Source organism: Desulfosporosinus sp. BICA1-9 (assembly GCF_000802135.1).
Window position 1 is genome coordinate 1 of record NZ_JUEE01000075.1, and the last position, 13,029, is coordinate 13,029.

Annotated in this window: 16 protein-coding genes, 1 pseudogene and 1 riboswitch; of the genes and pseudogenes, 3 read left to right on the plus strand and 14 right to left on the minus strand. The window is 41.1% G+C overall.

The features are described from left to right. A pseudogene (locus JL57_RS09640) lies at window positions 1-461 on the minus strand (c-di-GMP phosphodiesterase); the annotation flags it as partial. Between the two features lie 170 nt (window positions 462-631). Between JL57_RS09640 and JL57_RS09645 the strand changes: the two are divergent. Then, the gene (locus JL57_RS09645; RefSeq protein ID WP_034141841.1) at window positions 632-1,384 is read left to right on the plus strand and encodes a TSUP family transporter; all 753 of its coding nucleotides are present in this window, start codon (window positions 632-634) and stop codon (window positions 1,382-1,384) included. A gap of 99 nt (window positions 1,385-1,483) precedes the next feature. Here the strand turns inward: JL57_RS09645 and JL57_RS09650 are convergent, their stop codons facing one another. The 3 genes from JL57_RS09650 to JL57_RS09660 are packed head-to-tail and all read right to left on the minus strand — an operon-like array spanning window position 1,484 to window position 4,114. Beyond that, window positions 1,484-2,608: a VanW family protein gene (locus JL57_RS09650; RefSeq protein WP_034141842.1), complete on the minus strand. Its 1,125-nt coding sequence runs from the start codon at window positions 2,606-2,608 to the stop codon at window positions 1,484-1,486. A 24-nt stretch (window positions 2,609-2,632) separates the two neighbouring features. Beyond that, complete coding sequence (locus JL57_RS09655) at window positions 2,633-3,415, minus strand: PRC-barrel domain-containing protein (protein ID WP_034141843.1); 783 nt, start codon at window positions 3,413-3,415, stop codon at window positions 2,633-2,635. Between the two features lie 21 nt (window positions 3,416-3,436). Beyond that, window positions 3,437-4,114 carry a hypothetical protein gene (locus JL57_RS09660; RefSeq protein WP_034141844.1) on the minus strand — a complete coding sequence of 226 codons (678 nt, stop codon included), beginning with the start codon at window positions 4,112-4,114 and terminating at the stop codon, window positions 3,437-3,439. A gap of 352 nt (window positions 4,115-4,466) precedes the next feature. On the opposite strand from JL57_RS09660, the gene JL57_RS09665 reads away from it, so the two are divergent. Then, window positions 4,467-5,513 carry a sensor domain-containing diguanylate cyclase gene (locus JL57_RS09665; RefSeq protein ID WP_034141845.1) on the plus strand — a complete coding sequence of 349 codons (1,047 nt, stop codon included), beginning with the start codon at window positions 4,467-4,469 and terminating at the stop codon, window positions 5,511-5,513. Window positions 5,514-5,618: 105 nt separating this feature from the next. Here the strand turns inward: JL57_RS09665 and JL57_RS34015 are convergent, their stop codons facing one another. The 10 genes from JL57_RS34015 to JL57_RS09705 form a co-directional block, all read right to left on the minus strand. Continuing rightward, on the minus strand, window positions 5,619-5,765 hold the full coding sequence (locus JL57_RS34015) for a hypothetical protein (RefSeq protein ID WP_291299905.1): 147 nt from the start codon (window positions 5,763-5,765) through the stop codon (window positions 5,619-5,621). A gap of 199 nt (window positions 5,766-5,964) precedes the next feature. Then, on the minus strand, window positions 5,965-6,579 hold the full coding sequence (locus JL57_RS09670; RefSeq protein ID WP_034141846.1) for a YigZ family protein: 615 nt from the start codon (window positions 6,577-6,579) through the stop codon (window positions 5,965-5,967). A gap of 11 nt (window positions 6,580-6,590) precedes the next feature. Beyond that, window positions 6,591-6,971 (minus strand): thioesterase family protein, encoded by a 381-nt coding sequence (locus tag JL57_RS09675; RefSeq protein ID WP_291299906.1) that lies wholly within the window; start codon window positions 6,969-6,971, stop codon window positions 6,591-6,593. Between the two features lie 115 nt (window positions 6,972-7,086). Continuing rightward, on the minus strand, window positions 7,087-7,215 hold the full coding sequence (locus tag JL57_RS34020; RefSeq protein ID WP_291299907.1) for a hypothetical protein: 129 nt from the start codon (window positions 7,213-7,215) through the stop codon (window positions 7,087-7,089). A gap of 13 nt (window positions 7,216-7,228) precedes the next feature. Further along, entirely contained in the window at window positions 7,229-7,651 is a 423-nt protein-coding gene (locus JL57_RS09680) for a CBS domain-containing protein (RefSeq protein WP_034141848.1), read from the minus strand. Window positions 7,652-7,880: 229 nt separating this feature from the next. Then, window positions 7,881-8,600 (minus strand): demethylmenaquinone methyltransferase, encoded by a 720-nt coding sequence (locus tag JL57_RS09685; RefSeq protein ID WP_034141849.1) that lies wholly within the window; start codon window positions 8,598-8,600, stop codon window positions 7,881-7,883. A gap of 208 nt (window positions 8,601-8,808) precedes the next feature. Next, a complete protein-coding gene (locus JL57_RS09690; RefSeq protein ID WP_034141850.1) occupies window positions 8,809-9,408 on the minus strand; it encodes a TetR/AcrR family transcriptional regulator in 600 nt (199 codons plus the stop codon). Between the two features lie 92 nt (window positions 9,409-9,500). Next, the gene (locus tag JL57_RS09695) at window positions 9,501-9,788 is read right to left on the minus strand and encodes a FeoC-like transcriptional regulator (protein ID WP_034141851.1); all 288 of its coding nucleotides are present in this window, start codon (window positions 9,786-9,788) and stop codon (window positions 9,501-9,503) included. A gap of 29 nt (window positions 9,789-9,817) precedes the next feature. Continuing rightward, window positions 9,818-11,905 (minus strand): ferrous iron transport protein B, encoded by a 2,088-nt coding sequence (gene feoB, locus JL57_RS09700; RefSeq protein WP_034141852.1) that lies wholly within the window; start codon window positions 11,903-11,905, stop codon window positions 9,818-9,820. Between the two features lie 81 nt (window positions 11,906-11,986). Further along, entirely contained in the window at window positions 11,987-12,253 is a 267-nt protein-coding gene (locus JL57_RS09705; RefSeq protein ID WP_291299908.1) for a FeoA family protein, read from the minus strand. A gap of 268 nt (window positions 12,254-12,521) precedes the next feature. Beyond that, a riboswitch (TPP riboswitch) is annotated at window positions 12,522-12,626 on the plus strand. Between the two features lie 111 nt (window positions 12,627-12,737). Between JL57_RS09705 and JL57_RS09710 the strand changes: the two genes are divergently transcribed. Continuing rightward, window positions 12,738-13,028 (plus strand): thiamine-binding protein, encoded by a 291-nt coding sequence (locus JL57_RS09710; RefSeq protein ID WP_034141854.1) that lies wholly within the window; start codon window positions 12,738-12,740, stop codon window positions 13,026-13,028. The last annotated feature ends 1 nt before the right edge of the window (window position 13,029 follow it).

The following is a 13,029-nucleotide window of genomic DNA, read 5'->3' on the forward strand; positions in this document are numbered from 1 at the left end:
GTTTCAAGTTTTTCACGATCAAATAAGAGGGCCTTCCCTAAGACCGTCGAAAGAACGCATACATTGACAGAGTGGGCCAACAGTTGATTGTCTAAACTACGCATGTCCATCAAATTGACTAGAATATCCTTTTTAAACAAAATCTCTTCGACAATTTTCCTTATAATATTCTTTAAGCCAGAATCGTTAAGATTTTTCCCTAGCTGGATAGACCTCGTACTTTTCTCTAGAAATTCCATAGCTTCGCGACGATGTTCCTCCCTGATAACGTCTTCAACCTGAACGTCATCAAAACGATCATCTTCAATGTACAGAATAGAGAGACCCATATCTTTTAATTTTGCTATAAATAACGGAGTTAGTTTAACCCCTTTTCCTAACAGGATTCTGCCAGAACTGGAGAAGATGGTTTTTCCTAATACATCTCCTATTGTTAACGAATGAACACTTACTTGCCGCACTTAGAGGTTTGCTCCTTCCCTTGAAGCATCTTTATTACTATTACCATAGTATCATACAAACTTAGAAGATTATTAAATTATTTCTCAGTTTCTTGTTCAATGAGATGACGTAAACGTTCCTTGAGAGTATAATCAATAGGCAAATAAAATAGAATGAGGTATTTTTAAAAATGTGGTTTGATCTTTTCCTAATCTGTACCTTAGGTTTTGTGGCTGCGGCAGTCGACGCAATTGCCGGAGGCGGTGGACTTATTAGTCTCCCTGCATTACTGATGGTGGGTGTTCCCCCACATCTTGCACTTGGTACCAATAAATTTGCGGCTTCCATGGCTTCTTTAAACAGTTCCATTACGTTTGCACGCTCTGGAAAAGTGAACTTTTCACTTGTAAAGTGGCAAATTCCATTTACCTTAATAGGTGCTTTTCTGGGCGCTTGGGCAGTTCTCAGTGTAAGCTCAGCTTTTTTAAACAAAGCAGTCTTAGTCTTAATCTTAATTGTAGGAATTTACACCCTGTTACATAAAAATTTAGGAATGGAAAATCAGTTCAAAGGACTCGATTTTCCTAAAATTGTGATAGGATGTCTTTTTGCCTTTGCGTTAGGGTTTTATGACGGATTTTTCGGCCCTGGGACAGGGTCCTTCCTCATCTTCTCGTTTATCGCTCTCTATGGCTTTGACTTTGTCGTGGCTTCTGCAAATTCTAAAGTCTTAAATTTTACAAGCAATATTGCCTCGCTTCTCCTCTTCGCCTGGCATGGAAAGATCGACTTTTTTTATGGTATCCCCATGGCTCTCTCCATGATCTTAGGTTCCTATGTGGGAACCAAACTAGCAATACGACGAGGTGCTCAACTAGTTAAACCAATCTTTATCATTATGTCTCTGTTAGTTGCCGCAAAACTTATTTATCAGTCTATATAACCTCTCAACTAAATCAGCAAATGGGCTGTAAATCTTCAGCAAATAGATTGACCCCCTGCAGACGGCTAACCTTAACTTTGCCATCTATCAGGGAGTCTTCTATTTTGGATCCAGGTGCCAATCCACAGGACTTGTAGGATATCCCTCTGGGTTCTTAAGAGTCGGGTGTCGATCATCTGCCAGTCCAAATAGTCGTATTCTTAACCAGTTCTCCCCCGTTCGGGCACTGATTAATAGATACCCTTGCGTATCATTTCTAAAACGGAAATCAAGAAGACCATAGAAAACGGTGGCATCTTGTCCTTTTAACACGTAGGATATCGGTAAGGAATGCGTGTGCTTCTCTTCAATGGCCAAATTAGCCTGGCGGACGGCTTGGAAAAGAGTGCTTGAGTCTTGGCAGATGCCTCCACCATTCTCTTTAATCATGGAATTATCAACAAAGACAACTGCAGGCAAGTAACCAGCAGCCTCAGTCCTTTCTCCCACAACCCCGTTGAAAGAAAATACTTTGCCCGGTGGTATTAAGTGATCATTGATCGCCTCAGCAGCTATTCGCACGTTTTGGGTGCGTGGCACATTCTGAGAATTAAAATACGTTGTATAATCCCCTAGAATATCGTTAATTTTGGCTAAGTCAGCTGTACTGGGCTGTGCAGGAATTTCTCTGATAACAGCTTCAACCTGCTTGTACTCATGCTCTTGAGAAATCTTCACCCAGGTCGCTTCAACATCCATTTCATGCCCTGATTTTCCTTGTGTCTTTTCTAATCGCCCATGCTTATAAGCTATCGTTGCCTGAAGCATAGGTTGGTTAATAATCCCACTTATAGCCTTCAACTGATCTATAGTCTCATCTCTGTCCATTCCGAGCTGATCCGTCGAAATGTCGTTTTTGGAACGTACTAAGTTACTTAGGTGATCTGCAATCTTAGAGCCAGTTGAACGTGGAAAAACCTGATCTAACCATTGTTCGATTACCTTATGCGTTTGTTCTGCTTTCAAGGGAAAGACTTGATCTTCATAGGTGACAGAATTCGGAATTCTTTCTTTTAATTGAGCGGCTACCTGATCCCTATTTAAACCAGAAAAGTCCAGCCCCCAAACAATCAAACCTGATGGAGCCCGATCATTGGTACTACCATAGGAAACAACGGTCCCAATAACGAGGGTAACACATAATTGCAATAACAAGGCGATCAGAAGAAATCCAGTTTTTTTCATATAGCTTCATCCCATTGAGCTTTCTTAATTTTTTTGTAAATGGGAGGTTACTTCCATCAAGGTACTACGGGTAGTGATGAGAGTTACCATTTCAGGCGTAATCGTTTCTCCAGCCGCCAAAATGTCACCATTATCAAGGACAATGTTTTTCTCTACCTTTTTGCCGATGAAATATTGCAGTTGTCGTTGCTCAAATAAGTTAAAACCAGCTTCTGGTTCTCCGGCAGAATCAACTCCCGCCGTGTCCTGGATATCATCTGCCCTTGGGGTTGGTGCTGTTGAGTTGGAGGACGTTTGAGACAGGTTTTCAGTGTTTTGATCAGGAATCTGACGATTTTGAAGCATTTGATCTCCTTCGATAATCAATAATTCCTTGCCTAGTGTGATAATTTTTTCGGCACTAATTTCATTCATCTGACCCTCTGCTTCAAAAAGGCAAGCGGCAATACGACCTGTTTCCTCATCGATCAGTATTTCTTTCACTTCTCCAATGAGTTGACCCTTTTTAGTCAATACCTTTGTTCCTATAACACGGGTATCTTGCTTTAACAAATTTTGGGCTTCGATATTTTGGGCGACATCTTGGATAACATTGGGATCAGGAATCGTAATCGCAAACGCTCCAAGACCTAGAACGTCGGCAAAAGGAATGACCTTCGCTCCAAAATAATCTGTAGGTTGATCAATAATCAAAAAATCTAAAGTTTTCTCCTGCGGATTAAGGACAAAATCTTTTACAACCCCAACTTGAGTTCCGTCCGAAATACTAATAATACGCAACCCTATAATTTCTTTAGTCGGCTTCATCGTGAACAATCCCCCTAAGATTTAGTTTTTGTAGATATTTTCTTTCGTCATCCAGGCTTCAAACTGATGACTTAGTTCGGAATTGAATAGCGGTATATACCTTTTAACATACCCATCAAGCTGAGTTAGCGCGCATTTACGCTCGCCCAAATTGTTCCAAAGCCAATAACAATCCAGAATTAAATAAAAAGCAATATCAGGCATAGGATCGAGAGATAACGCTCGGAAAAAATAGGAAGCAGCCTGTTCAAAGTTGTCTGTATATTTTGCTTTAAATCCTAGATCAATCAGCTCATCGATGGACAGCTCGTTGTCAATTCCCTTAGGGAATTGATCAACTGTTAATATGTGATCGGTCATCTCCTTAGCAATACTAACTAGAGCCTCTTGAGTTTCGTCTATAGACTCCTGCTCTTCTTGAGCTTCTACTATGTTCTCCTGCTCTTCTTGAGGTTCTACTATGTTCTCCTGCTCTTCTTGAGGTTCTACTTTTCTCTCCTGGATAACAGTGATTTCTTCGGATATGTTTAGTTCGAGAGACACTACATTGATCTTTGATTTGTCCTTTTTAATTCGAATTTTTGGCCATAGTACCCCTGTAGAAATAAGGGTCAAAACGGACAAAATCCACCAATTTGTCCCTCCCATCCGAAGAGCCCAAGGGAACATTAAGACCGCACAACACAAAAAGAAGGCCATCAAAAATGCTCTCCTCTTGGTAATGCCAAATAGTTGGGCTTTCCAAGTCAAATACATTACAAATGGGATACTTCCAATAATGACGGTTATTTGATATGTCAGAATATAGGTCCTCCTTCATCCTGAACAGTCCTCTTAGAAAAATTCGACAGAAATCTCATTTCTCCTTCTTCTTACAATTCCGATTTTCAGGATAATAATTTACATTTGTCGGTATTTCGAACAATTTCTTTGCAACTATAAAAATTATTGCGAAGGATAAATACAATTTAGGGAGAATACTATAAAGGTTCAAAACCTTTTCTTCCATACAAGATTATAACAGCCAGTTACGGGGTGGGAGGCTTATACTATGTCAGATCCTAAAAACGACTCTATAGACATTACTGAGTTGTATCAGAGGATAAACGTCTTAGAAAACCAGCTTGAAGAAATCCGTTTACAAACACACGTCCTTTTAGATATTGCGCGTGCGCTTAATGCATCTCTTGATCCGAAGGTTATTGCTACTAATATAATCAGTGCAATCGTTTCTCTGATTAGTATTAATCAAGCGAGCGTTTGTCTATATAATGAAAAAAAACAAGACTTTGAGGTTATAGGAGTTTTCGACTCAGGAACTCTCTCTCCACAAATACCTCCCCAGCTTGATTTGTCATTTCTCTTCAAGGTACTATCGGACGGGGTTACGTATTATCGATCCCCTACAGGTTGTCAAGATTGGGAATGGATCTGTTGCCTACCTCTTCAGAATGCCCAACACAAAATTGGAACCATAAATATTCATTCCCTCCGACAAACGGAGATCACTCCCGAACAAATGAAATTTTTAGAAACAATAGCAGGTCAAGCCACTTCCGCTTTAGAAAATGCTCTTCTTTATGCCATTGTAGAACGTGAATCCATTACAGATGGACTTACAGGTGTGTATAACCACCGATACTTTCAAAAACGCTTGCGAGAACACATTTCACTCTGCCAACGTCGTAAGCGCTCAGTCACCTTTGGCTTACTTATCATAGATGTCGACAACTTTAAACAGTTTAATGACCGATATGGCCATCAATTTGGAGACACAGTACTTCAAACGATTGTAAGAGAACTCCAGCACAATTTAAGGGAAGAAGACCTGATTGCCCGGTATGGTGGAGAAGAGTTCGTCGTTCTTATACCAGAAGCCACCGAAAAAATTGTTTTACTAATCAGTGAGAAGATTCGAGAAGTTGTGGAAAAAACTACTGTACATTATCCAAAAACAAGCAGCGAGGTTTCTGTCACAGTGAGTATCGGCGTGACACTTTGGCACCCTTCGGATTCTCCAACATCCGTGATTTATAGGGCGGATCACGCCCTACATCAAGCCAAAACTACGGGCCGTAACCAAAGTGTTTTTGAGTAATTATCCTATCAACCGTCCTGCAAACTAAAAATTACACCCCTTCATTTATGAAGGGGTGTAATCATGTTTTTCTAGAAAGTATTGCATTCTGGGAAGGTTGTAATTCTATGCTTGAATAGCTCTGGGGTAAGCTCCTCCATTTTGGGAAGAATTAACTGTTATTCTAATCAGTTGACAACACGATGCCGTGATTACTACAGCACACCCGCCAAGAAATCCTCCAATGATTAAGACTGGAATGAAAGCTAACATGAAATCACCCCCTTAATTTAGTAATTCTTATATGAGCAACTACTTTGTCCCTTTTTTCACTTTCCAAGAAAAGTTTGTTCTTCTTTTCACTTTAATAAATTATAACATGCCGAAATCCAAAAAGAAAGTGATTGTGTTCACTTTCTTAAAGTTCCACTCTTCATAATTTAATAAATTTTCTATTTCTTAAGACAAGGCTTTATCTCCACTCTACCCCTAAGTCCTCATAGTTTACTTGCTTTCGAGTATAATTATCTATCCAATTCATGAATAAATCAGCTTCTTGTTCGGGGACATAGACATGCAGCTTTATGACTTCACAAAATTCCTCTCTTAGTATGGTCCAATTATGTTGAACAAACTGATACTTAAGCATTTCAAACCATTCATAAGGCACACTCAACAAGAAACTCCGATAGGTTACAATTCTTTTTAATTCAGTTTCATTAATAACTTGCCGAGCAGTTCCCCCATAAGCCCTGGACAGTCCCCCTGTTCCAAGCAGGATTCCGCCAAAATATCTCACCACTACTACCAGCACATTCCAGACATTTCGATGTTGGAGGACATCTAGAATAGGTCGTCCTCCCGTCCCTTGCGGCTCACCATCGTCCGAAGACTTCTCGATAAGGCCATTATGCAATCGATAGGCAAAAACGTAATGACGTGCATTGGGGTAATCTGTGCGAATTTTTCGCATTGACGTTTCAACTTGCTCCATCGTCTGTAGGGGAACTGCAACGCCAATGAATTGCGATTTTTCAATGACTTGGTCTCGAATAGTTATTTCAGATAACGTAAAAAATTCTTCCACGTACACATCCCCTATTTTCGGTTTCGAGCTTTTGTCAGAAAAGAATCTACATCGATCACAACTCGTTCATGCTTTCCTGAGCCAATTTGTCCAACTTCATCACGTACTTCCACTGAAAAAGTGAGCCGACGACGGTCTATTTCAACTAATTCAGCAGTAGCATAGACATTAGAACCTATAGGAGTTGCAGCTGAGTGTATAATGTTTAAAGAAATACCGACACTTGATTGCCCATCAGGTAAAGTTAGGGCATTGACTGCAGCTTGTTCCATAAGCGCTACCATTGCTGGCGTGGCGAATACCTCTAAAGTTCCGCTACCCATAGCCTTGGCAGTATTTAATAAAGAAACCGTGGTTTGTGCCTGACCTTGCATCCCAACTAACAACTTCAAAATCCAACACGTCCTTACCTTATTTATTAAACATATTATACAAGTTTATCACAAATATAAAAGCGTTGTGAACTTTTTTCACAACGCTTTTCCTTGATTTTAGCAATTGGTAAGCTTAATACATCCCTGCTATCCAAAAGCCAATATAACCGACAACCAAAATCCCTACAATATGCAGGACCCACCATCCCGTACGAAAGGCTCCCCATGTCCCTAAGTCGAGACGATCACGAAAATCCCCCATTTAATCACCTCATTTAATGATGAGCACCTTGAGATATTTCACTTAGTGCATCTCCCGCTTCATTGACATGGATTTTTTCGATAGCTAAGTCACCTAGGGCGACAATTCCTATAAGTTTCCCCTGTTCTACGACTGGTAGTCTTCGGATTTGATATTTTGACATTAAACTTGCCGCCTCATGCACATCTTGGTCAGCGGTCACAGTGATTACCTTTGAGTTCATGACCTCTTTAGCTGTACGCTTTTCAATATTTTTGCCATCTGCAACTGCTTTTAAAACAATGTCCCGATCAGTAATAATACCAATGACTTTTTGAGCCTCACAAATTGGAATTGAACCAATATCATTATTTTTCATCATTGTTGCTAACTCCACAACTGTGGTATTAGGTGCTGCACATTCAACAGAAGTAGTCATAACCTCACGAACTTTCATGCCCTAGAACCTCCTATACTATTTCATTTAACAAACAAAGATAGTATAGACAACTTTACAAAAATCATACGATGATTCTAATATCTCAAGATAAAAACAGCGTTTAAGGGGACAGTCGGCCATTCAGGGTCAGCGTCGATAGTTGCTATGAACTATAAAAACTCCCAAGCATCATCTTCTATCCGCCTGGAAGTCCTTATTTGTGTGACAATAATTAGTATTAAGTTTGCTAATCGGGTTTAGTGCCAGAAACAATGGCAACAACCCCCCCAGCCAAATTATCGAATCGTGTTTCTACAAGGCCACACTCTGTGAAAATACGAACCAATTCTTCCTGAGCCGGGAATTCCCGGGCCGAGTCATGTAAATATTGATAGGCACTTGCTTTTCTAGCCCAGATTTTGCCCATTAAGGGTATGAGTTTTTCAAAGTATAACCAATAGGCTTGTTTAAATCCCGGGAAAGTTGGTTTAGCCATATCTAGAGATACAATTCTTCCTCCGGGCTTAACCGTACGTACCATTTCTTTGATACCCTGTCGTAAATCCGGTAAATTTCTCAATCCCCAACCTACCGTAGCACCATCAAACGTATTACTCGGAAAAGGAAGTTCCATCGCATTTCCTTGAATAAATTTAATTCTATCCTTATTGAAGGATTGCTCCAAAGAACGTTTTGCTACATCCAGCATTTTATGTGAAAAATCTAAACCTGTAACCGTTCCTTCTACTCCAACCGCACTTCCCAATTCCATAGAAAGTTGACCTGTACCACAGCATACATCCAGCATATGCATCCCTGGCTTTGCGCCAACCCTTTGAACTGCAAGACGCCGCCATCGTTTATCCATTCCGAGGCTCATTAGGCTATTCATGAAATCGTAATGACCAGCAATAGAATTGAAAGTTTCTTGTACATAGGTTGCTTTATCTTTACCTGCAAAATCCATAGTTAATCTCCCTATCATGGTTCTTATTTTTAGTATAGTATAAACATTTTCTTAAATACTACGCGAACATGAGCCTTTTGTCTAGAATTTTTGCTTGAACAAATTTCTTGCTACACTTCAATTCTATAAAAACACACTCAAACAAAGAGCCTTTCCGACTTCAATATGAGATAGCGGAAGGCTCTTCGAATTATTGGCTATATCAATGTCATATTTTACTCTTATGGTTAATTTTGAATGCACCGCACATCAAATCAAAAATGATTTCTTCTACCCCTTCTAAGGAACGTGGTTTCTTGGAATTTACCCAATCGCTGATTGCAGCATCTAAGGTTCCAAAGAACATTTGTCGACCAATCTTAATATCAGCTAAGGCGATTTCGTCCCGTTCAACTCCTTCAGCGAGAACCTGTTCAATGAGTTGAAAATACTCTCTTAGAGGCCCTGAAATTGCCTCCCTAATTTTAGGATCGGACTGACGGATTTCTATCTGAGTGACGATAGCAAGGGCACGATTCTCTTGCATATATCTGAAGTGAGTTCGTATGATGCACAGTAGCCGATCCCGTGTTGTTTTATACTGCACAAGTGCGTGGCGAATCTCTTCAATAAATTGACCCATCCGATCCGAAAAAAGACTAACTAGGATATCTTCCTTATTCTTGAAATATAGATAGATTGTACCATCAGCTACTCCAGCGAGTTTGGCTATTTTGGAAACTTGGCAGGTAAAATAGCCATACTCTGCAAAAGCCTCCGTAGCCGCATCTAGGATAGCCTGATATTTTTCCTCACGGGGCTTAGACATGCAGTACACGGTCTCCCTTCTAATGCATAAGTTTTAAAAGGTATTGTCATATTTTTCTGCATTATATCATTAATCTTTTATTTTTTACACCCTTACATCAACCTAGAACCTACAAGCTGTTCCCCACGTTCTGTAAGCACCCAGAACGTGAACGTTTTGCTGGGTTTAAACCCGCACCCTTCACAGCGATCGCTGGCCTGATCTGAATCACAGCTGAGACCACAGGCTTGCCCCAAGAGTTCACGTCGAATATAACCCATATGTTCCAATTGGTTTAAGAAACCTTCGACTTCTCTTACGGAATAGCCGACTTCCCCGGCTAACTGAGCCAATGATAATGATTCCTTACGTGCCAGTATTTCCATAATGCTGGTAAGCATAGTCATACGCCCCCTTGGGGTAGTTAGAATTATCGAAATCCAAGTGCTTGACCTCCGTGAAATACAATCCATCCCATGACAAAACTCAGAATAAGGCTGTATGCCACTCCAAAACTTGTCCAACCTAAGTTTCGTGATTCTTTATAGGTTGTTACGACGGATGCCAGACAAGGAATATAAAGCATATAAACTACCAGAAATGTATAGGCACCTAAAGGGGTCATAGCCCCTGTCATGGCCTGAGCAATAGATTGCGATGCATCAGCAGCGACACCATACAAAATACCTAAGGTTGATAAGGTCGTTTCTTTCGCTGTAAAGCCAAAAACGATCGCCACCATGATTCGCCAGTCGAACCCTAATGGTTGTCCGATAAATGCTAACCAACCACCCATTATGCCAGCCCAAGTTTCGCTCATGGGGACCCCTTGGGGATAAGAGCTTAAGATCCAGACCACTATCGAAGCCACTAAAATGAACGTCCATGCTCTTTTTAGAAAGGAGTAGGTTTTTTGCCAGGTTGGCACTAGGATATTACGCACTGTGGGAATATGATAGAGCGGCAGTTCCATGACAAAGGCTGATCGCTCCGTATGCTTGACCACTCGTCTTAAAAAGAGCGCAGAAAACATTACAAGCAGCATACTTATCAACAAAAGGCTTATCATAATCAGAGCACCTCGAGAACCTGGAAAAAATGCAGCCACCACAGCACTCATTACCCCTAAGCGTGGCACACAAGGAATTAAAGGATTAATAAGTATGGTGATCAAGCGATCTTTAGGATCCTCCAACGTTCGTGTAGCCATAATTCCCGGAACATTGCACCCGAAACTAGATATCAAGGAAAAAAACGATTTTCCATGCAATCCCATGAGCTGCATAAATCGATCTCCTAAAAATGCAGCCCGCGCTAAATAACCACTGTCCTGCATAAACGAAAAAAGGGCAAAGAATATGGCGATTTGAGGCACAAAGGCTAAAACGGCACCAACTCCAGCAAAGATCCCATCTCTTACTAAACTTTGCATAAATTCTGGAGCCTGAACCCATTGTAGCCAGCCCACCATCACCTCGGCAACCCAGGCCATGCCAAGTGAAACTGCTCCCCCTATAGGCGCACTGGCAATAAAGGACATCCAAAAAACGACTGTTAAGACGACTAACATAATCGGATAACCCCAAAATGGAGAAAGAATCCAACGATCTAGTCTATCTGTAAAGGTAGGTTTAGCTGGATTCTCGTGCTTCCTAAACTGCGGTAAAATTGCCGAAATATATTGGTACTTAGCATCCGCAATGGCCATTTCAAAATGGTCCTTAGTCCAGCCCTCTCTCTCATAGTCCTGCAGCAAAGACTCCCCTGGAAGAGGAGTCGATTCTTGTAGTTCGTAATTAACTGCCTCTCCAAGATCACAGCAAGCATCCCTGCTCTTACCTATTGGCAACTTTCCAGAATTTATCTTCCACGTTTGCCCAATTTCCGGATCTCTCTCCAGACGTTTTATAGCTAACCAGCGCAATGGGTACCTCGTGACCCATAGAGTATCTACCAATAACGCTTCCATTGCGAGAATCTTTTGTTCAAGTACTTTCGGATAACTGACCTCATTCGGTAGAGGGTCGTTTTCCAGCTTTCCAACCCGAATGGCTTCCGTTAAGAACTCCTCAATTCCTTTTCCTTTGGCTGCAACAATTTCGACGACTGGAACATTTAAGGCTAATGCCAAATTTGAAGACTCAATCGTAATTCCTGCAGACTGAGCCAAATCCAGCATATTTAAACCGATCACCACACGAGGCACTAGTTCAAGGATTTGAAGAACTAAATAGAGGTTACGCTCAATATTTGAAGCATCAACCATAGCCATAACAACATCTGGTTTTTCGCGAATAATATATTCACGCGTTATAATCTCTTCTTGTGAGTATGCGGTCAAACTGTAGGTTCCTGGTAAATCAATCAGCTCTATTTCCTGGCTGGCTCTTTTGACGACACCTGACTTGCGTTCAACCGTCTTACCAGCCCAATTTCCGACCTGTTGGTTCGAGCCCGTTAAAGCATTAAATACAGTACTCTTACCTACATTGGGATTTCCAATAAGCGCAATTTTCATGTCCAGCCGCCTCCCCCCTCTGAGCATATGTATGTCCAAGCGGCATCATCACGTTTTAACTTTATTATAAATCGTTTGAATTTATCGACTTGCTAATAAAGGGTCATAACATTTGGGATCTTTTTTACTTACAACAATTTTAGCACATTCTGCACGGCGCATTGCTAAATAATACCCTTTCAGCCGAACTTGAAGCGGACCACCGAAAGGAGCTTGACGAACAACTTCTAATTCGACACCTGGAACAATACCCATATCCATCATCCGGCGACGCAAAGCTCCTCCGCCATCAATGCGCTCCACACGTGCCCATTCACCTGTTTTTAAGTCTCCCAAAAAGCGCTCCATCGTCATCCCTCCTCACGGAAATGATAATCACTCTCACCTTAAGTCGAATAATAACTGAGAATATATCTCATTTATTCTAGAATACTCTTCTTTCTAGTTACTGTCAATATATATTCTCTGAAGTACAACGTAAATTTCTCTACTTTTAATAACCAATCTCAGGATTTGCAAGCTTCAACGAGTGGGGCGCTAAGGCAAATAGCGCAAGTAATATTGGGAAATTATAGATTGCGCCGCAACAATCATTATGTTAGAATGACATAAATTAATATGGTAACAGGGGAGCTAGAACTTATGGCTGAGAGGGGCAATCTGCCCGACCCTTAACCTGATCTGGGTAATGCCAGCGTAGGGAGGGTTGAGAATAAGTACGCCGCATTACATGCGGTATTTTTTATGTACTAATCAGACTCCCATGCCGCTATGCGGCACCACTAACAGACTCTCTCACGAAAAACTTGTTCATAAGAAGGAGGAAAAAACGATGGCAAAAATCATTATGGCCTTACAGGTTATCCCTAAAGTGGAGGAATCCCGCATTTACGAAGTTGTGGACGAGGCGATCAAAGTCATTGCCGCCAGTGGGGTTCCCTATGAAGTTGGTCCTATGGAGACAACAATGGAAGGCGAACCAGACCAGCTTTGGGCTATCATCAAAGAAGCTCAGGAAGCTTGCATTCGTGCTGGAGCCTCAAGAGTGATGGCCTACATTAAAATGGATTATGTCCCGAGTGGCTCAACGATTGCTGAAAAAATCGCTAAGTATCGAACATAAT

Excerpts from the sequence above, each read along its gene's own strand:
- JL57_RS09645 (WP_034141841.1), top strand. The coding sequence starts at position 632 with ATGTGGTTTGATCTTTTCCTAATCTGTACCTTAGGTTTTGTGGCTGCG.
- JL57_RS09650 (WP_034141842.1), bottom strand. The coding sequence starts at position 2,608 with ATGAAAAAAACTGGATTTCTTCTGATCGCCTTGTTATTGCAATTATGT.
- JL57_RS09655 (WP_034141843.1), bottom strand. The coding sequence starts at position 3,415 with ATGAAGCCGACTAAAGAAATTATAGGGTTGCGTATTATTAGTATTTCG.
- JL57_RS09660 (WP_034141844.1), bottom strand. The coding sequence starts at position 4,114 with ATGGCCTTCTTTTTGTGTTGTGCGGTCTTAATGTTCCCTTGGGCTCTT.
- JL57_RS09665 (WP_034141845.1), top strand. The coding sequence starts at position 4,467 with ATGTCAGATCCTAAAAACGACTCTATAGACATTACTGAGTTGTATCAG.
- JL57_RS34015 (WP_291299905.1), bottom strand. The coding sequence starts at position 5,765 with ATGTTAGCTTTCATTCCAGTCTTAATCATTGGAGGATTTCTTGGCGGG.
- JL57_RS34020 (WP_291299907.1), bottom strand. The coding sequence starts at position 7,215 with ATGGGGGATTTTCGTGATCGTCTCGACTTAGGGACATGGGGAGCCTTT.
- JL57_RS09680 (WP_034141848.1), bottom strand. The coding sequence starts at position 7,651 with ATGAAAGTTCGTGAGGTTATGACTACTTCTGTTGAATGTGCAGCACCT.
- JL57_RS09685 (WP_034141849.1), bottom strand. The coding sequence starts at position 8,600 with ATGGATTTTGCAGGTAAAGATAAAGCAACCTATGTACAAGAAACTTTC.
- JL57_RS09690 (WP_034141850.1), bottom strand. The coding sequence starts at position 9,408 with ATGTCTAAGCCCCGTGAGGAAAAATATCAGGCTATCCTAGATGCGGCT.
- JL57_RS09695 (WP_034141851.1), bottom strand. The coding sequence starts at position 9,788 with ATGCTTACCAGCATTATGGAAATACTGGCACGTAAGGAATCATTATCA.
- feoB (WP_034141852.1), bottom strand. The coding sequence starts at position 11,905 with ATGAAAATTGCGCTTATTGGAAATCCCAATGTAGGTAAGAGTACTGTA.
- JL57_RS09705 (WP_291299908.1), bottom strand. The coding sequence starts at position 12,253 with ATGGAGCGCTTTTTGGGAGACTTAAAAACAGGTGAATGGGCACGTGTG.
- JL57_RS09710 (WP_034141854.1), top strand. The coding sequence starts at position 12,738 with ATGGCAAAAATCATTATGGCCTTACAGGTTATCCCTAAAGTGGAGGAA.